The sequence below is a fragment of the Pseudomonas sp. NPDC089554 genome (assembly GCF_050280645.1).
GTDB lineage: Bacteria > Pseudomonadota > Gammaproteobacteria > Pseudomonadales > Pseudomonadaceae > Aquipseudomonas.
The window spans coordinates 1-19,028 of the sequence record NZ_JBNNVR010000029.1 but is presented as its reverse complement, the minus strand read 5'-3'; the positions used below and the strand labels follow the sequence as shown (position 1 = coordinate 19,028).

Here is a 19,028-nt window from a genome sequence, read left to right as displayed (position 1 = left end):
CGGGGCTACCTTCAAGGAATGAAGAACATGGGGCAGAGCCTAGAGCAGCACAGGCCAATCCACCTAGTCTATTTTCGGCGTGTATTAACATTCATAACCGATATATGATCGGCCGATAATACTCACAATGAGCGGCACCCCATGAACCTCAGCAAGGTCGACCTCAACCTGTTCATCGTCTTCGACGCCATCTATACCGAAGCCAACCTGACCCGCGCCGGGCAGATCGTCGGCATTACCCAGCCGGCAGTGTCCAACGCCCTGTCGCGCCTGCGCGAGACCTTCAACGACCCGCTGTTCGTACGTACCGCCCAGGGCATGGTGCCCACGCCCATGGCGCAGAACATCATCGGCCCAGTGCGCAATGCCCTGGCCCTGCTGCGCATCTCGGTGCAGGAAAGCCGCATCTTCAACCCCCAGCAAGCCAACAAGACCTTCCGCATCAGCATGACCGACCTCACCGAGGCGGTGGTGCTGCCGCTGCTGTTCCAGCGCCTGCGTCGCCTGGCGCCGGGCGTGGTAATCGAAAGCTTTTTGTGCAAGCGCCGCGAGACCACCAAGGAACTGGCCGCCGGGCGCCTGGACTTCGCCGTCGACGCACCGCTGAACACCGACCCGCAGGTGCGCCACGTCAAGCTGATGCAGGACCGCTACGTCTGCGCCCTGCGCCAGGGCCACCCGCTGGGCGAGGCCAAGCTGACCCTGGACGCCTACCTGGGCATGACCCACATCCATATTTCCAGCCGCCGCAACGGCCTGGGCTATGTGGACCTGGCCCTGGGCAAGATGGGCGTGCAACGCAAGATCGCCCTGCGCTCGCAGCATTACCTGATGGCCTCCCAGGTGCTGCAACAGACCGACATGGTGATGACCGTGCCCGAGCGCTTCGCCCGTCGCCACCAACTGCGTTACCAGCCCTTGCCGGTCGAGGTGCCCGCCCTGGAAACCCATTTGTATTGGCATGAAAGCACCGACCAGGACCCGGCCAACCGCTGGATGCGCGAGCAGATCATCGAGTTGTGCCAGCAGGTGGTGGCGCAGGATGAGCGCGAGGGGGCGCTGGAGGTTGGCTGAATCCATCCAGAGGGAATGAAGATAAATAAATCCTACAAAGAAAATCGAATGTAGGATTTATTTCTATCGATAGGACCATTCCGTATAAAAATAGAAAAAACCTCTCCCCGTGCGCCCGTTACTCTTTTCCTCATTCCCCTGCCCTCTCCCTCGCACGGATTCGCTCCATGGCCCAAGCACCGCTGTACCTCGACTACGCCGCTACCACTCCGGTCGATGACCGGGTCATCGAAAGCATGCTCGCCTGCATGGGCCGCCATAGCCACTTCGGCAACCCCGCCTCGAGCGGTCATGCCTTCGGCCAGGCCGCCCGCGAGCTGGTCGAACAGGCCCGCCAGCAGGTCGCTACCCAGGTCGGCGCCGCGCCGCACGACCTGGTATGGACCTCCGGTGCAACCGAATCCAATAACCTTGCGCTCAAGGGTGTCGCCCAAGGCATCGGCCAGCCCGGGCACCTGGTCACCAGTGCGCTGGAGCACAAGGCCGTGCTCGATACCGTGGCCGAACTGGAGCGTCAAGGCTGGGCCGTCACCCGCCTGGCACCGGATGCCCAAGGCCTGATCCAGCCAGAAGCCGTGCAAGCAGCGCTGCGCGAAGACACCCGGTTGGTATCGCTGATGGCGGTAAACAACGAGCTAGGCACCGTCACCGACTTCGCCCGCATCGGCCTGCTGGTGCGGGCACATGGCGCGCTGCTGCATGTCGATGCTGCGCAGGCCGTCGGCAAGGTAAAGATCGAGTTGGGCCAACAGGCCGTCGACTTGATGTCGTTCTCCGCGCACAAGGCCTATGGCCCCAAGGGCATCGGCGCGCTGTATGTCGGTCCACGCGCCCGTAGCGTGCTGCGCTCGCAGATGCACGGTGGCGGTCATGAAGGTGGTTTGCGCTCAGGCACCCTGGCCACCCACCAGATCGTCGGCATGGGCAGTGCCTTCGCGCTTGCCGGCACACCGGGTGACAGCGAGTACCTGCGCATCCAGGCACTCGCCCTGCGCCTGCGCCAAGGCTTGCTGGCGATTGCTGGCGTAAGCCTGAATGGCTGCGCCGAACAACGCATTCCCCATACCCTGAACCTGCACATCGATGCCCAGGGTTTCAACAGCGCAGCATTGGCCAGCGAACTGGCGCTGTCCACCACCTCGGCCTGCAACTCGGCGAGCAACGCTGCCTCCCACGTGCTGCTGGCCCTTGGCCTGGACGAACGCCAGGCGCGCAACAGCGTGCGTATCAGCCTGGGTCGCTATAGCGATGAGGCTCAGGTCGATAAGGCCATTGCTGTGTTCCAAAGCGTGGTGCAAACGGCTTCAGCGGCGCTCTGGTGACGCACACGAAAAAGGGGCCGCATTGCGGCCCCTGTCAATTCAAGCGGGACAGTCTCAACTGGCCGTCGCCAACCGCGACACTGGCGCCGCCTTCGCCCGCGTACGCTCATGCTCGTACAACGACGCCGCAATCTCATCCGCACGAATCGGCAGAATCGACAGCAAGGTATCGCTCAAGCCATGGCTGGCCTGGCTGAAGCCCTGCATGTACAGCCCGGCCTTGCAGCGCTCGTCGGTCAGCAGGCGGTAGTCGCGGTCCACCTCGAAGTCCTGCAAATATTCCTGCACCGGCGCCAGCAGCTCACGGTGCGATTGGCGCTCGTAACCGGTCGCCAGCACCACCGCGTCGTAACCCAGCACACGCGCCTCGCCGCTGGCGGTGTGACGCATGCTCAGTTGCACGCCTTGGGCGGTGGCGGTGGCCTGTTCGACATTGACCAGGGTGTGGAAGGCATGCCGGGCCACGCCGGAAACCTTCTGGCGGTAGAAGATGCCGTAGATGCGCTCGATCAGGTCCAGGTCCACCACCGAGTAGTTGGTGTTGTGGTACTCGTTGACCAAGCGCTCGCGCTCGCCCACCGGCTGCTGGAACACAAGGTCGGTGAACTCGGGTGAGAACACTTCGTTGACGAACGGGCTGTCATCGGCCGGCTTCAATGCCGAGCCGCGAATGATCCAGTCGACCTGCACCGACGGGTAGCTGTCGTTGAGGTCGATGAACGCCTCGGCCGCACTCTGCCCACCACCGATAATCGCGATGCGCATTGGCTTGCCGTCGACACACGGCTGCTTGGCCATGCGCGCCAGATACTGGGAATGATGGAACACCCGCGCATCGCCCTTGAGGCCCGCGAACGTCGCCGGAATGCGCGGCGTGCCACCGGGGCTGACCACCACCGAGCGGCTGGTGCGAGCGAACTCCACGCCCTGGGCATCGCGGGAAATCACCCGCAACGCCTCCACCTGCTGGTTCACCAGCACCGGTTCCACCCGCAGCACCTCCTCGCCGTAGCGGCTCTGGCCCTGGAAGTGCGAGGCCACCCAGCGCAGGTAGTCGTTGAACTCCATGCGGCACGGGTAGAAGGTGCCCAGGTTGATGAAGTCCACCAGGCGGCCATGCTGCTTGAGGTAGTTGACGAACGAATAGGGGCTGGTGGGGTTGCGCAGGGTCACCAGGTCCTTGAGAAAGGAAATCTGCAGCTCACTCTGGGTCACCAGGGTATTGCCGTGCCAGCGGTAGTCGGCCTGCTTGTCGATGAACAGCGCATCCAGCGCCCCTTGCGCCTGGCCACGCTCTTGCAGGGCGATGGCCAGTGCCAGGTTCGACGGGCCGAAGCCGATACCGATCAGGTCGTGAACGACCGTCGATGCAAGTGCCTGCGTCATATCCAGTGTCCTCTAGATAAGCCCCGATGCGGGGAAGAAGAAAATGACCCTGTGGCCATTGGCGAGGCAGCAGGTCGTCTGTTGACTTGAACGAGGACAATGAACGGAAATTTAACCCGGTTTCATCCAGCCCACCGCCCCCGTGCGCACCAACTGCCCCGCTAAATTTCAGGGCCCGCCGCTCGTTCCCCCCAGACAGCAGCGAACCCAGAGATGGCAATGACACGACCACGTTGGAACAAGACCCTGCGTTTCGGCCTGCCGGTGCTGCTGGCACTCGGCGCAGGCGCCAGCGCACTGGCCTGGAACGCGTTCTACCGCGACAACCCCGGCTACAGCTTCGCGGTGATCCGCCAGGCCAACGACCTGCAGGCGCACCTGCTGACCTTCGATGGCCATATCAGCATCCCGCCCACCCTGGGTAGCACTGACAACCCCTTCGCCGGTGACAGCCACGGCCAGTTCGACCTGCCCAAGTTGCAGCGCGGCGGCCTGAGCGGCGCAGCCCTGAGCGTGTTCGGCTGGCCGCCGATCTGGGAAGGTGAAGGCGCGCCCCACCGCCCCACCGCCGACTTCGTCGAGCAGGCCCGCCAGCAGCAGGAAACTCGCTACCGGGTGATCACCGACATCGTCCGCGACCACCCCGACCGCGCGGCCATTGCCTACAGCCCAGAAGACATGCGGCGCCTGCAAGGCGAAGGCAAGTTCGCGATCTTCATCAGCCTGCTCAACGCCTACCCGCTAGGTACCGACCTCGACCAGCTCGACCTGTGGGCCGCCCGTGGCATGCGCATGTTCGGCTTCAACTACGTGGGCAACAACGCCTGGGCCGACTCCTCGCGCCCCATGCCGTTCTTCCACGACCGCGCCGATGCCCTTGGCGGCTTGTCGCCCCTGGGCCGCGACGCCGTGCGCCGACTCAACGCACTAGGCGTGATCATCGACGTGTCGCAGATGTCCGACCTAGCCCTGCAGCAAGTGGCCGAGCTCAGCCGCGCGCCGCTGGTGGCCTCGCACTCCGGCCCCCGGGCGCTGGTAGACATTCCACGCAACCTCAGCGACGACGGCATGCGCCTGATCGCAAAAAGCGGCGGCGTGGTGATGATTCCTGCCTATGGCGACTACCTGCGCCCCATCAGCCAGGCCACCCGCGACCGGCTCGAAGCCCTGCGCCAGCGTTTCGAGCTGCCGCCGCTACCCAACCAGGCCTGGGCACTGATGCCAGGCGACCCGGTCATTTCAAGCTGGCCCGAGCAGCGCTTCGGCGAGTACGCAACGGCCCTCTACGACATCCTCGCCGAAGAGCCCAAGGCCACCTTGCAGGACTTGGGCAACGCCATCGACCACGCCGTCAAGACCGCCGGCATCGACCACGTCGGTATCAGCTCCGACTTCAACGACGGCGGCGGCCTACACGGTTTCGAAGACGTCAGCCAAGTGCGCAACGTCAGCGCCGAACTGCTGGCCCGTGGTTATTCCGAAGCCGATATCGCCAAGCTCTGGGGAGGCAACTTCCTAAGAGCCTGGGCCCAGGTGCGGCAATCCTCACAAACCCTTGGCGCGCGCTGATGCCGCCCTTCGTCGAAGCCTACCCATGACCGACCGCAGAACCTTCCTGAAACAGGCCGGCGTGCTCGCCGCCGCCCTGCCATTGACCGGCCAGCTGGGCGAGGCGTTGGCCAGCACGCCCGCACCTGCCGGGGGCAACAAGTGGCAGCAGCTGCGCCAGCTGTTCGACCAGGATCCGGCCTATATCCACTTCGCCAACTTCCTGGTCACCTCGCACCCACGCCCGGTCACCGAGGCCATCGCCCGCTACCGCGCCCACCTGGACCGCAACCCGGGCCTGGCCATGGACTGGGACCGCGAGGAAACCTGGCAGAACGAAGCCCGCGTACGCGAGTGGGCCGGGCGCTACCTGAACGCCCGCCCGGCGCAGATCGCCCTGACCGGCAGCACCACCGAAGGCTTGTCGCTGATCTTCGGCGGCATCAAGGTGCGTCCCGACCAGGAAATTCTCATCACTCGGCACGAGCACTACTCCACCCACCACGTGCTGAATTTCCGCGCCGAGCGCGAAGGCACACAAGTGCGCCGCATCGAGCTGTTCAAGGCGCCACACAGCGTGTCCAAGGATGAAATTCTCGGCAATATCGCCGCCAGCATTCGCGACAACACCCGAGTGCTCGGCATGACCTGGGTGCATTCGGGCAGCGGCGTGAAGCTGCCAGTCGGCGAGATCGGCCAGCTGGTGGCCGAGCGCAACCGCAACCGCGACGAAAAGGACCGCATTCTCTACATCGTCGATGGCGTGCACGGCTTTGGCGTGGAGAACCTCGACTTCCCGTCCATGCACTGCGACTACTTCATCGCCGGCACCCACAAATGGCTGTTCGGCCCGCGCGGCACCGGCATCGTCTGCGCCCGCTCCGAGCAGCTCACCGACATCAACCCACTGGTGCCGACCTTCTCCCAGGACACCGACTTCGCCACCAGCCTGTCGCCGGGCGGCTACCACGCCTTCGAGCACCGCTGGGCGCTGGACGAGGCATTCAAGCTGCACCTGGGATTGGGCAAGGCCGATGTGCAGGCGCGTATCCACCAGCTCAATGCTGTGCTGCGCCAACGCTTGCAGGCGCTGCCCGGCATCGAGCTGGTCACCCCGACCGCGCCCGAGCTGTCGTCGGGTTTCAGCTTCTTCCGGGTCAAGGGCCGCGAGGCCGACAAGGTCGCCGCGCAGCTGTTGCAGCAGCGCGTGGTGCTGGATGCGGTCAACCGCGACGTCGGCCCAGTGGTGCGCGTCGCCCCCGGCCTGCTCAACGACGAAGCCGAGATCGACCGCTTCATGGCTCTGCTGGCCAAGGCCGTATAGCACCCCCTTTTTCATCTTCTGGAACCGAGAGACACATGACCATCCGCACCCCCATCACTGGCGTCGCCCTCGGCGCACTGCTCTGCACCCTGGCCCCCGCCGCCCTGGCGGCAACCCCGAAGGCCGGCGAAGTGTTCACCGACTGCAAGCCCGGCTGCCCGGAAATGGTGGTGCTGCCCGCCGGCACCTTCACCATGGGCACCCCCGAGGACGAGCAAGGCCGCGAGGAAGACGAAGGCCCGCAGCACCCGGTGACCTTCGCCAAGCCGTTTGCCGTCAGCCGCTTCCAGGTACTCAACGGCGAGTGGCAGGCCTACCTGAAGGACACTGGTTTCCAGATGCCCAGCGGCGACGACCGCCCGGGCCGCGAGTGCATCGCCGGCGTGCCGCGCTACAGCGAAACCAAGGAATACAAGAGCCGCGATGCGGCGCGCTACCCGGCGGTGTGCATGAACTTCCACGAGGCCGAGGCCTATGCCGCGTGGCTGTCGAAGAAGACCGGCAAGCACTATCGCCTGCTCAGCGAAGCCGAACGCGAATACGCCGCGCGCGGCGGCAGTACCGGCCCGCAGCCGTTCCCACGGGACGAAGGCAAGGCCTACAGCATTGCCCAGCACGCCAACACCTATGGGCCGGAGGACGGCTTCAGCTACATCGCCCCGGCAGGCAGCTATGCGCCCAATGCGTTCGGCATCTATGACGCCCATGGCAACGTCTACGAATGGACCGCCGACTGCCAGAACGACAGCTACGTGGGTGCACCCAGCGATGGCAGCGCGTGGAAGGCGGGCGACTGCGTGGTGCGGATGATCCGCGGCAACGACTGGACCGAGGCGCCGATCTTCTCGCGCTCGGGCAACCGCAACTACCGCAACCCCGAGCGCCGTGGCGACTGGCTTGGGTTCCGGGTGGCGCGCGAGTTGTGACTGCCTGACTGCGCCGGATGGCACGGGCTGCGCCCGCGATCACCGGCACAGCCGGTGCCAGGCCCCGCTAAATCCCGCCCCCGCCAACTCGTCTCCCCTCACACGTCCAGCCGAAAAAAATCGGCCTTCAAACCCGTTGCGAACGAGGTAGTTCCATGACCGCAGCATCGCGCAGCGCCACCGGCGAACTCTTGAGCCTGCTCAAGCCGTATCGCCTGCTGGTGGCCTCCTCCATCGTCCTCGGCATCCTCGGCGGCCTGGCCGTCACCGCCCTGCTGGCCACCGTCAACCAAGGCCTGCACAACGGCGACGGCCTGGGCCAGGGCGTGGTGCTGGCTTTCGTCGGCCTGTGCGTGCTGGCACTGCTCAGCAGCATCGCCGCCGACATCGGCACCAACTACGTCGGCCAGCACGTGATCGCCCGCCTGCGCAAGGACCTCGGTGCCAAGGTGCTGTCGGCCCCGATCGACCAGATCGAACGCTACCGCACCCACCGCCTGATCCCGGTGCTGACCCACGACGTAGACACCATCAGCGACTTCGCCTTCTCTTTCGCGCCCCTGGCCATTTCCCTGACCGTGGTGCTCGGCTGCCTGGGCTACCTGGCCAGCCTGTCGTTGCCGATCTTCACCCTCACCCTGGTGGCCATCGGCATCGGCTCGGTGATCCAGTACATCGCCCAGCGCAAGGGTGTGAATGGCTTCATGGCGGCCCGCGAAGCCGAGGACGAGTTGCAAAAGCACTACCAAGCCATTTCCGAAGGCGCCAAGGAACTGCGTATCCACCGCCCGCGCCGCCACACCATGCTGACCCGCAACATCCAGGGCACTGCCGACCATATCCGCGACACCAACGTACGCGCCATCACCATCTACGTGGTCGCCAAGAGCCTGGGCTCGATGCTGTTCTTCGTGGTCATCGGCCTGGCGCTGACGATGCAGTCGCTGTGGCCGGCCAACGACCCGGCGGTGATCAGCGGTTTCGTGCTGGTGCTGCTGTACATGAAAGGCCCGCTGGAAAGCCTGATCGGCAACCTGCCGATCATCAACCGCGCGCAAATCGCCTTCCGCCGCATCGCCGACCTGGCCGAGCGTTTCTCCTCGCCCGAGCCCCACCTGCTGCTCAGCGCCGACGAAACGCCGCGCCCGCCGCTCGAGCGCCTTGAACTGCGCAACGTGCAGTACAGTTTCCCGGCAGTCGAAGGCAGCGAGCCGTTCACTCTGGGCCCGGTCAACCTCAGTGTCGCCCCGGGCGAGATCCTGTTCATCGCCGGCGAAAACGGCTCGGGCAAGACCACCCTGATCAAGCTGCTGCTGGGCCTGTACGCGCCGCACCAGGGCCAGGTGCTGGTCAATGGCAAGGCCATCGATGCGCAAACCCTGGACGACTATCGCCAGCACTTCACCACCATCTTCGCCGACTACTTCCTGTTCGAAGACCTGATCGCCGATGGCCGCGCCCTGCCCGCCGATGCCGGGCAATACCTGGAACGTCTGGAAATCGCCCACAAGGTCAGCGTGCGCGACGGCGCCTTCACCACCACCGACCTGTCCACCGGCCAGCGCAAGCGCCTGGCCCTGATCAACGCCTGGCTCGACGAGCGCCCGGTGCTGGTGTTCGACGAATGGGCCGCCGACCAGGACCCCGCCTTCCGCCGGGTGTTCTACACAGAACTGCTGCCGGACCTCAAACGCCTGGGCAAGACCATCATCGTGATCTCCCACGACGACCGTTATTTCGACATCGCCGACCACCTGGTGCGCATGCAGGCCGGCAAGGTCGTCGAGGAACCTGCCTTCGCCTGACCCACAAGCGGCGAACGCCCGTCGTTCGCCGCTTGCACCGGTAAATCCGCCCCCCGCTTCTTCGTCTTCCTTCGGACAGCACAATTCCTCTGCCGATGGCGACGAAACCGATGACGACTCCACAGCTTCCCCTTTCCGACGACGACCTGCTGGCCCTGTTGATGGCCGACGAACAAGGCGTGCCGGAAGCCATCGCGGCCAAGGCTGGCCACACGCCGCAGCCTTTGTCCTTCGCCCAGCAGCGCCTGTGGTTCCTGCAACAATTCGCCCCGCACAGTTCGGCCTACAACCTGCCCCGCGCCCTGCTGCTCGAAGGCCCGCTCGCCGCCGAGCGCCTGCAGCACGCCCTGCAGCAGGTGGTCGAGCGCCACGACATCCTGCGTACCCGCTTCGCGGAGATCGACGGCCAGCCGCGCCAAGTCGTCGACAGCGCCGCCCGCCTGATTTTGCAACGCCAGGACCTGTCGCCACTGGATGACGCCGCGCGCGAGCAGCGCCTGCAACAGCTGATGATCGCCGAGGCCGGCACGCCCTTCGACCTGGGCCAGGCACCGCTGATTCGCGCCAGCCTGATCGCCCTGGGCAGCCAACGTCACGTGCTGCTGCTGAACATGCACCACATCGTTTCCGACGCCTGGTCCAACCCGATCCTCATGCAGGACCTGGCCCACGCCTACCAAGGCCAACCGCTGTCGCGCCCGGCCATCCAGTACGCCGACTACGCCCGCTGGCAGCGCGAGGACTACCCCACCACGCCGCGCCACACTGAAGCTGCACGCTACTGGCAAGGCTACCTGGGCGATACCATCACCCCGCTGGTACTGCCTACCGACTACCCACGCGACGATGAGCGCGTGCCCCTGGCCGCCACCTACGACCTGCGCCTGCCAACGCCCCAGGTCGAGCGCCTGAACGCCTTCTGCCAAGCCCACGGCCTGACCCCATTCGGCGTGCTGCTGGGCGCCTGGCAACTGCTGCTGGGCCGCCACGCGGGCCAGGACGACTTCACCGTCGGCGTGCCCAACGCCAGCCGCAACCAGGCGCAGACCCAGGAGTTGGTGGGCTACTTCGTCAGCAGCCAGATCTACCGCGCCCAGCTCGACCCCAGCCAGCCGGCCCTCGCCTTCCTGCACGGCCTGCGCCAGCACGCCCTGGCCGCGCTGGAGCATGCCGACCACCCGGTTGAGCTGATTCTCGAAGCGCTGCAGCTGCAACGCAGCACCCAGGCCAACCCGCTGTTCCAGACCCTGTTCAACTGGCGCGTGGCTGGTGGCGAGCAAGGCCCGCTGCACTTTGCCGACCTGGCCTTGGACTTCCTGCCCCTGGGCCAGCAGCAGGCCAAGTTCGACCTGTCACTGGACGTGGCCTACAGCCAACGCAGCATCGAGGCACGCTTCGAGTACGACGCCACGCTGTTCGACGCCCCCCGCATCGCGCATTTGGCCGCTCACTGGGCCAACCTGCTCGACGCCCTGCTCGGCAACCCGCAACAGGCCCTGGGCGAGCTGGCGATGTTCACCGCGCAAGACCAGCAAGCACTGCTCGGTACCCACACAGAAATCGCCCGCCCAAGCCTGTGCCACGTCCACCAGCAAATCGCCGAGCAGGCCGTCCGCACCCCCGAGCGCATTGCCGCAAGCTGCGCCGGGCAGCAACTGAGCTACGCCGAGTTGGACCGCCAGGCCAACCAACTGGCTAATCGCTTGATCGAACTGGGCGTCGGCCCTGACGTGTTCGTCGGCGTGGCCCTTGAGCGCAGCGTCGAGCTGGTGGTCGGCCTGCTGGCGATTCTCAAGGCTGGTGGCGCCTACCTGCCGCTGGACCCGACCTACCCACGCGAGCGCCTGGACTACATGATGCGCGACAGCGGCATCGCCCTGGTGCTGCTGCAAGCGTCCCAGGCCGACAGCTTCAGCGTGTCCGACGGCGTGCAGGCCGTGGCCATGGACAACCTCGCGCACTACAGCGCCGAGGCGCCGCAGGTGGCCGTCGATCCCGAGCACCTGGCCTACATGATCTACACCTCCGGTTCCACCGGGCAGCCCAAGGGCGTACAGGTGCGCCACGGCGCCCTGGCCAACCACATGGCCTGGATGCAGGACGAACTGCGCCTCGGCGCCCACGACCGGGTCTTGCAGAAGACCGCCTTCAGCTTCGACGCCTCGGTCTGGGAATTCTGGTTGCCGCTGCAAAGCGGCGCGCAACTGGTGCTGGCCAGCCCCGCACTGAGCCAAGACCTGTCGCTGCTGTGGCAAGAAGTACAAGCCGAGCGCATCAGCGTGCTGCAAATGGCGCCTTCGCTGCTGCAAGCCCTGCTGACCCAGGCCGACGCCACGCAACTGGCCAGCCTACGCCTGCTGCTGCTCGGCGGCGAAGCCCTGGGCGCGGCCCTGGTAAGCCAGTTGCAGGCACTGTTCGACGGCCGCATCGTCAACCTCTACGGCCCCACCGAAGCCACCATCGACACCAGCCACTTCAGCGTGAGCGGCACCCTCGACAGCGCTATCGCCCCCATCGGCCAGCCGATCGACAACGTGCGCGCCCTGGTGCTCGACGGCCAGTTGCAGCCCTGCCCGGCCGGCACCCCCGGCGAGCTGTACATCGGCGGCGCGGGCCTTGCCCGTGGCTACCACCAGCGCCCGGCGCTGACCGCCGAGCGCTTCGTGCCCAACCCGTTCGCCGCCGATGGCTCGCGCCTGTACCGCAGCGGCGACCTTACCCGCCGCCGCGCCGACGGCACGCTCGACTACCTCAGCCGCATCGACCACCAGGTAAAGATTCGCGGCCTGCGCATCGAGCTGGGTGAAATCGAAAGACAGTTGCTGTCCCAGCCCGGTATCAGCGAAGCCGCCGTGCTGGCCCAGGACACCGCCCATGGCCGCCAGCTGGTCGCCTACCTGGCCCCGCGCCAGGCCCAGGACACCGCCACCCTGCGCCAGGCCCTGCAACAGGTGCTGCCAGACTACATGGTCCCGGCCCACTACCTGTTCCTCGACAGCCTGCCGCTGACCCCCAATGGCAAGCTCGACCGCCGCGCCCTGCCAGCGCTCGACAGCCAAGGCAGCCAGCGCGCCTACCAAGCCCCGCGCGATGCGCTTGAGCAAGGTATCGCCACTATCTGGCAGGACGTGCTGAGGCTCGAACGCATCGGCATCGACGACAACTTCTTCGAACTGGGCGGCGACTCGATCCTGTCGATCCAAGTGGTCAGCACCGCCCGCCGGGCCGGTATCCACTTCACCCCGAAAGACCTGTTCAAGCACCAGACCATCCAGGCCCTGGCCCAGGTTGCAAGCGTGGGCGACAACACCGTGCAAGCCGACCAAGGCCCGGTCAGTGGCCCGGCACCGCTGCTGCCGATCCAGCAGGCGTTCTTCGCAAGCGCCGTGGAGCGCCGCGCCCAGTGGAACCAGTCGGTGATGCTCAGACCCACCGCCACGCTCGACGCCGACCTGCTGGCCCGTGCCTTGGCCATGCTGGTTGAGCACCACGACGCCCTGCGCCTGCGCTTCACCCAGCAAGCGGGCGCCTGGCAGGCCGAACACGCCGCCATCGCCCCTCAGGACCTGCTCTGGCAAGCCGACGTGGCCGACGCCCAGGCCCAGCAAGCCATGGCTAACGAAGCCCAGCGCAGCCTCGACCTTGCCGACGGCCCGCTGCTGCGCGCCGTGTTGATGAGCCTGGCCGACGGCAGCCAGCGCCTGCTGCTGGTGATCCACCACCTGGTGGTCGACGGCGTGTCGTGGCGCATCCTGTTCGACGACTTGCAGCAGGTCTACGGTCAGTTGCAGGCGGGCGAGACACCCAAGCCAATGGCCAAGACCAGTTCCTTCAAGGCCTGGGGCGAGCGCCTGCGCGAACACGCCCGCAGCGACGCAGCCCAGGCCGAATTGCAGTACTGGCACGAGCAACTGGCCGGCATCGATGCCGACCTGCCCGGCGCCAAGGCCGATGCCAGCCTGGCCCAGGCGCATGCCCGCAGCGTCGGCGTGCAACTGAGCCCGGCACACACCCGCCAGCTGCTGCAAGCCGCGCCCGCCGCCTACCGCACGCGCATCAACGACCTGCTGCTGACCGCCCTGGCCCGCGCCGTACAATGCTGGAGCGGCCTGCCCGAGGTGCTGGTGCAGCTCGAAGGCCACGGCCGCGAAGCGCTGTTCGACGAACTCGACCTGACCCGCACCGTCGGCTGGTTCACCAGCCTGTTCCCGGTGCGCCTGTCGCCCCAGGCCGAGCTCGGCGCCTCGATCAAGACCATCAAGGAACAACTGCGCGCCGTGCCGGACAACGGCATCGGCCACGGCGCCCTGCGCTACCTGGGCACCCCCGAGGTGCGCGAACAGTTGCATGCGCTGCCGACTCCGCGCATCACCTTCAACTACCTGGGCCAGTTCGACGGCAGTTTCGATACCGACAACGGCGCCCTGTTCGCCCCCTGCGCCGACCCGGTGGGTGACGAGAAGAGCCCCGGCACCGCGCTGGGCAACTGGCTGACGGTCAACAGCCAGGTCTACGACGGCCAGCTGAACATGGCCTGGAACTTCAGCCAGGCGATGTTCGAACCCGCCAGCATCGAGCAACTGGCGCAGCTGTGCCTGCACGAGCTGGAGCAGGTGATCGAGCATTGCGCCAGCGGCGAACCTCTGGGCGTGACGCCCTCGGACTTCCCCCTGGCGCGCCTGACCCAGCAACAGCTGGACGCCCTGCCGATTCCCCTGCGCAACGTCGACGACATCTTCCCGCTGTCGCCCATGCAGGAAGGCCTGCTGGTGCATACCCTGCTGGAGCAGCACTCGGGCATCTACTTCATGCAGGAGTGCTACACCATCCGCGAACCGCTGGACTACGCACTGTTCGACGCCGCCTGGCAGCAGGTGGTGCAGCGCTACGAGGCGGTGCGCGCCTCGTTCTGGTGGAACACCGGCGGCGAGCTGTTGCAGGTGATCCACCGCGACACCAAGGTGGCGGTCGAGCTGCTCGACCTCAGCGACTTGCCGCTTGCCCAGGCCGAGCCGCAGATCCTCGAACTGCTGCGCCAGGAACGCGAAACCGGTTTCGACCTGGGCAAGGCACCACCGATCCGCTTCAAGCTGATCAAGCTGGCCGACCAGAGCCACCGCTTCGTGATGAGCAACCACCACATCCTGATCGATGCCTGGTGCCGCTCGCTGCTGATGTCGGACTTCTTCGAGCTCTACCACGCCGCCCTCGAGCAGCGCCCCAGCCAGCTACGCACGCCGTATCGCTTCCGCAACTTCATCGAGTGGCTGCAACAGCAAGACCCACAGACCGCCGAAAGCTTCTGGCGCGAGCAACTGGCGGGCCTTGAGCAGGCCACGCCGCTGCCCACCGACCGCCCGCAGGTCAGCGACCGCTCGCACTCGGTGATCGACGACAACTACACCTGGCTCTCCACCGAGCAGAGCGCGCAGCTGCTGGCGTCGGCCAACCAGCACCGCCTGACCGTCAACACCTTCGTGCAGGCCGCCTGGGCGCTCACCCTGCACCACCACAGCCGCTCGCGCGATGTGGTGTTCGGCGTGACCGTGTCCGGGCGCCCGGCGCACATTCCCGAGATGCAGGACACCGTCGGCCTGTTCATCAACAGCGTGCCGCTGCGTATCCAGCTGCCTACGCCAGACCAGCAGGCCAGCACCCTGGACTGGCTGCTGGGCGTGCTCGACAGCAACGTGTCGCTGCGCGAATACGACTACCTGCCGCTGGTGCGCATCCAGGCCTGTAGCGAGTTGCAGAAAGGCCAGCAGTTGTTCGACAGCCTGTTCGTGTTCGAGAACGCCCCCATGGACGCCTCGGTCGGCAGCGATGCCCGTGACATGGGCGTGGTCTCGGAGTCGTCGCGCACCCACACCAACTACCCAATCACCGTGGTGGTCTACCCGGGCGAACAGTTGGGCCTGCACCTGTCCTACGACACCCGCTACTTCGAGCGCGCGACCATGGACACGCTGCTGGCGCAGTTCCAGCAGTTCCTGGTCAGCCTGCCCGGCCAGTTGCACGCGCCATTGGAGCAGGTGGCGCAGTTGGAAACCGGCGACAGCCGCCAGTTCGTGCTGCAACACAACCAGACAGACGCGGCCCATGCCCTGGACCGTTCGTTCGTCGAGCTGTTCGAGGCCCAGGTAGACCGCCGCAGCGATGCCATCGCCGCCACCTGCGAAGACCAGCAGTGGAGCTACGCCGAGCTCGACCGCCAGGCCAACCGCATCGGCCACGCCCTGCTCGCCCACGGCGTGGCCCAGGACCAACCGGTCGCCCTGCTGGCCGACCGCGGCCTGGACCTGCTGGCCAGCATCGTCGGCGCCTTCAAGGCCGGCGCCGGCTACCTGCCGCTGGACCCCAGCCACCCCGACGAGCGCATCGGCAATATCCTGGCCCTGAGCCGCACCCCGGCGCTGGTCTGCACCGCCCGCCACCGCAGCCGCGCCCAAGCGCTGTTGACGGGCCTTGAGCACCCGGTGCAACTGCTGGTGTGGGAAGAGCTGCTGGCCAGCGACTACAGCACCGCCCGCCCCGGCATCCACAGCGCGCCCAACAGCCTGGCCTACGTGATCTTTACCTCCGGCTCCACCGGCCTGCCCAAGGGCGTGATGGTCGAGCAGGCCGGCATGCTCAACAACCAGCTGAGCAAGCTGCCGTACCTGGGCCTGGATGAGCAGGACATCATCGCCCAAACCGCCTCGCAGAGCTTCGACATCTCGGTGTGGCAGTTCCTCACCGCGCTGCTGTGCGGCGCCCAGGTGCGGATCTTCCCGGACGCGGTGTCCAAGCACCCTGCCCACCTGCTGCGTGAGGTGCGCGAGCAGCGTGTCAGCGTGCTGGAAATCGTCCCAGCGCTGATTCAAGCCCTGCTCGAAGAACAGCACGCCGACCTGCCAAGCCTGCGCTGGTTGCTGCCTACCGGCGAAGCCCTGCCCGCTGAAACCGCTGCCGCCTGGCTGCAACGCTACCCAGAAATCCCATTGGTGAACGCCTACGGCCCCGCCGAATGCTCGGACGACGTGGCCTTCTTCCGCATCGATGAAGCGTCCACCCAGCGCACCTACATCCCTATCGGCTACCCCACCGACAACAACCGCCTGTACCTGCTCGACGACTACCTCGACCCGGTGCCGGACGGTGCGGTGGGCGAGATCTGCATCGCCGGTACCGGCGTGGGCCGCGGCTATTGCGCCGACCCCGGCAAGACCGTGGCGGTGTTCGTGCCCAACCCCTTCGCCCTGCTGCCCGGCGAGCGCCTGTACAAGACCGGCGACCTGGCGCGTCGGCGCAAGGAAGACGGCGCCCTGGAATACCTGGGCCGGGTCGACCAGCAGGTCAAGGTCAACGGTTTCCGGATCGAGCTGGGCGAGATCGAGGCGCAGATCAGCCAGTTCGACGGCGTGCGCGAAGCCGCCGTGCTGGTGGCCGAACACGCCCTGGGCAAGCAACTGGTGGCCTTCCTGACCCTGGAAAACCACGCCCAGGCCGACGGTATGGGCCTGGAGGCACTGCGCGATTTCCTCAAGGCGCGCCTGCCGGCCTACATGACCCCCGCCCTTTACCAGGTGCTGGAGCAGATGCCGCGCAACGCCAACGGCAAGCTCGACCGCAAGGCCCTGGCGCGCCTGGAAGTCGGCGGCCACGAACAGGTGTTCCGCGCCCCGGAAAGCGAGCTGCAACAGGCGGTTGCGAGCATCTGGCAAGCCGTGCTCAAGACCGAGCGCATCGGCCTTGACGACAACTTCTTCGCCCTGGGCGGCAACTCGCTGCTGGCCACCCAGGTGACCTCGCGTATCCACCTGCAACTGGCCATCGAGGCGCCGCTGGCGGCGCTGTTCGAAAGCGCCAGCCTGGAAGATTTCGCCCGGCGCCTGCCTGCCGCAGCCGCGCCCACCACCGAAACCGAATTGACCGACCTGTTCGATCTGCTCGATGTGCTGGAGACCCAATGATGCAAAGCAAAGCCCTGTCCGACTTGATCGAGCGTTTCATCAAGTTGCCAACAGCCCAGCGCAAGGCCCTCTACCCGCAGATGCTGGGCAAGGGCATCAACGTCGCCCGCCTGCCGATCCCGGTCACCCGCCAGGCCTTCGCCCAGGTGCCGCTGTCGTTCGCCCAGGAGCGCCAGTGGTTCCTCTGGGAGCTGGACCCGACCAGCACCGCCTACAACCTGCCCACCGCCCTGCGCCTGCGCGGCGCCTTGGACACCCAGGCCCTGCAAGCGGCCTTCGATGCGTTGGTGGCGCGGCATGAAAGCTTGCGCACGCGTTTTGTCGAAAGCGATGGCGTGCGCCACCAGGTGATCGACGCGTCGGCCGCCCTGCACATCGAACAGCTGGCCTTGCCCGCAGGTGAAGGCACGCTCGAGGCGCGCCTGCAAGCGTACGTCAACGCGCAAGTGGCGCGGCCCTTCGACCTGCTGGGCGAGCCGCTGCTGCGGGTTCAACTGGTGACCTTGGGAGCGGACGACCATGCGTTGCTGCTGGTACAGCACCACATCGTCTCCGATGCCTGGTCGATGCAGGTGATGGTCGAGGAGTTGGTGGGTCTGTACCACGCCGCCAGCGTCGGGCAGCCGGCCATGCTGCCTGAGCTGCCGATCCAGTACGCCGACTATGCGGTGTGGCAGCGCCACTGGATGGAAGCGGGCGAGCGCGAACGCCAGCTGGAGTACTGGACCCAGCAGTTGGGCAGCGACCAGAACGTGCTCGAGCTGCCCACCGACCACCCGCGCCCGCCCACCCCGAGCGGCCGGGGTGCACGCCTGGACCTGGCGCTGGACGCCGAGCTGGCTGAGCGCCTCAAGCAGTTGGCCAAGGCGCAGAACGTCACCTTGTTCATGCTGTTGCTGGCTTCGTTCCAGACCCTGTTGCACCGCTACAGCGGCCAGGATGACATCCGCGTCGGCGTGCCCATCGCCAACCGCAACCGGGTGGAAACCGAGCGGCTGATCGGCTTCTTCGTCAACACCCAGGTGCTCAAGGCCGAATTCGGCGTACAGCAGTCGTTCGTGGCGCTGTTGGATCAGGTTAAAGCCGCCTCACTGGGCGCGCAGGAACACCAGGAGCTGCCGTTCGAGCAACTGGTCGAGGCGTTGCAGCCGGAGCGCAGCCTGAGCATCCACCCGCTGTTCCAGGTGATGTTCAACCACTTGGGTGCGCAGCCATCGCAAGGTGGCGCAGCGCCTGGGGCGGCGTTGCAGGTGGAGGGGTTGACCTGGGCGACGCAGAGCGCGCAGTTCGACCTGACCCTGAATACCAGCGAGACGGCGACGGGGTTGGTCGCGACCTTGACCTATGCGCAGGATCTGTTCGAGCACGGCAGCATCGAGCGCATGGGGCGGCATTGGCTGAACCTGTTGCAGGGCATCGTCGCCAACCCGCAGGCCAAGGTGGCTGAGTTGCCGCTGCTGGATGCCGAGGAACGGGCGGTGATCGTCGAGCAGTGGAATGACACGGCTGTGACCGATTACCCACTGGAGACGCCGGTTCATCATCTGATCGAACAGCAGGTGCTGGCCACGCCAGATGCGCCGGCCTTGCGCTTTGGTGAGCAGGAACTGAGCTACCTAGAGCTGAACCAGCGCGCTAACCAGCTGGCTCACCAACTGATCGCCCTGGGCGTTGGCCCGGAAGTGCTGGTC

At 66.2% G+C, this 19,028-nt stretch carries 9 protein-coding genes; 8 read left to right on the top strand and 1 reads right to left on the bottom strand.

Translation table 11 applies throughout. The annotated features are described in order from the left end of the window. Positions 1 to 141 precede the first annotated feature (141 nt). A complete protein-coding gene (locus tag ACQKPE_RS11395) occupies positions 142 to 1,074 on the top strand; it encodes a LysR family transcriptional regulator (RefSeq protein ID WP_427665842.1) in 933 nt (310 codons plus the stop codon). 167 nt (positions 1,075 to 1,241) lie between these two features. Then, complete coding sequence (locus ACQKPE_RS11390; protein ID WP_427665841.1) at positions 1,242 to 2,396, top strand: cysteine desulfurase family protein; 1,155 nt, start codon at positions 1,242 to 1,244, stop codon at positions 2,394 to 2,396. 54 nt (positions 2,397 to 2,450) lie between these two features. On the opposite strand, the gene ACQKPE_RS11385 is transcribed toward ACQKPE_RS11390, so the two are convergent. Beyond that, positions 2,451 to 3,782: a lysine N(6)-hydroxylase/L-ornithine N(5)-oxygenase family protein gene (locus tag ACQKPE_RS11385; protein WP_427665840.1), complete on the bottom strand. Its 1,332-nt coding sequence runs from the start codon at positions 3,780 to 3,782 to the stop codon at positions 2,451 to 2,453. A 219-nt stretch (positions 3,783 to 4,001) separates the two neighbouring features. Between ACQKPE_RS11385 and ACQKPE_RS11380 the strand changes: the two genes are divergently transcribed. From ACQKPE_RS11380 to ACQKPE_RS11355, 6 genes are all read left to right on the top strand, one after another. Next, on the top strand, positions 4,002 to 5,351 hold the full coding sequence (locus ACQKPE_RS11380) for a dipeptidase (RefSeq protein WP_427665838.1): 1,350 nt from the start codon (positions 4,002 to 4,004) through the stop codon (positions 5,349 to 5,351). A gap of 25 nt (positions 5,352 to 5,376) precedes the next feature. After that, positions 5,377 to 6,654: an aminotransferase class V-fold PLP-dependent enzyme gene (locus tag ACQKPE_RS11375; RefSeq protein WP_427665836.1), complete on the top strand. Its 1,278-nt coding sequence runs from the start codon at positions 5,377 to 5,379 to the stop codon at positions 6,652 to 6,654. Positions 6,655 to 6,689: 35 nt separating this feature from the next. Beyond that, positions 6,690 to 7,580 carry a formylglycine-generating enzyme family protein gene (locus ACQKPE_RS11370; RefSeq protein WP_427665835.1) on the top strand — a complete coding sequence of 297 codons (891 nt, stop codon included), beginning with the start codon at positions 6,690 to 6,692 and terminating at the stop codon, positions 7,578 to 7,580. A 155-nt stretch (positions 7,581 to 7,735) separates the two neighbouring features. Further along, entirely contained in the window at positions 7,736 to 9,385 is a 1,650-nt protein-coding gene (locus ACQKPE_RS11365) for a cyclic peptide export ABC transporter (protein ID WP_427665833.1), read from the top strand. Between the two features lie 110 nt (positions 9,386 to 9,495). Next, positions 9,496 to 17,337 carry an amino acid adenylation domain-containing protein gene (locus ACQKPE_RS11360; protein WP_427665832.1) on the top strand — a complete coding sequence of 2,614 codons (7,842 nt, stop codon included), beginning with the start codon at positions 9,496 to 9,498 and terminating at the stop codon, positions 17,335 to 17,337. Continuing rightward, positions 17,337 to 19,028: condensation domain-containing protein (locus ACQKPE_RS11355; protein WP_427665830.1), on the top strand; the 1,692-nt coding region annotated here is incomplete at its 3' end. The genes ACQKPE_RS11360 and ACQKPE_RS11355, both read left to right, overlap by 1 nt.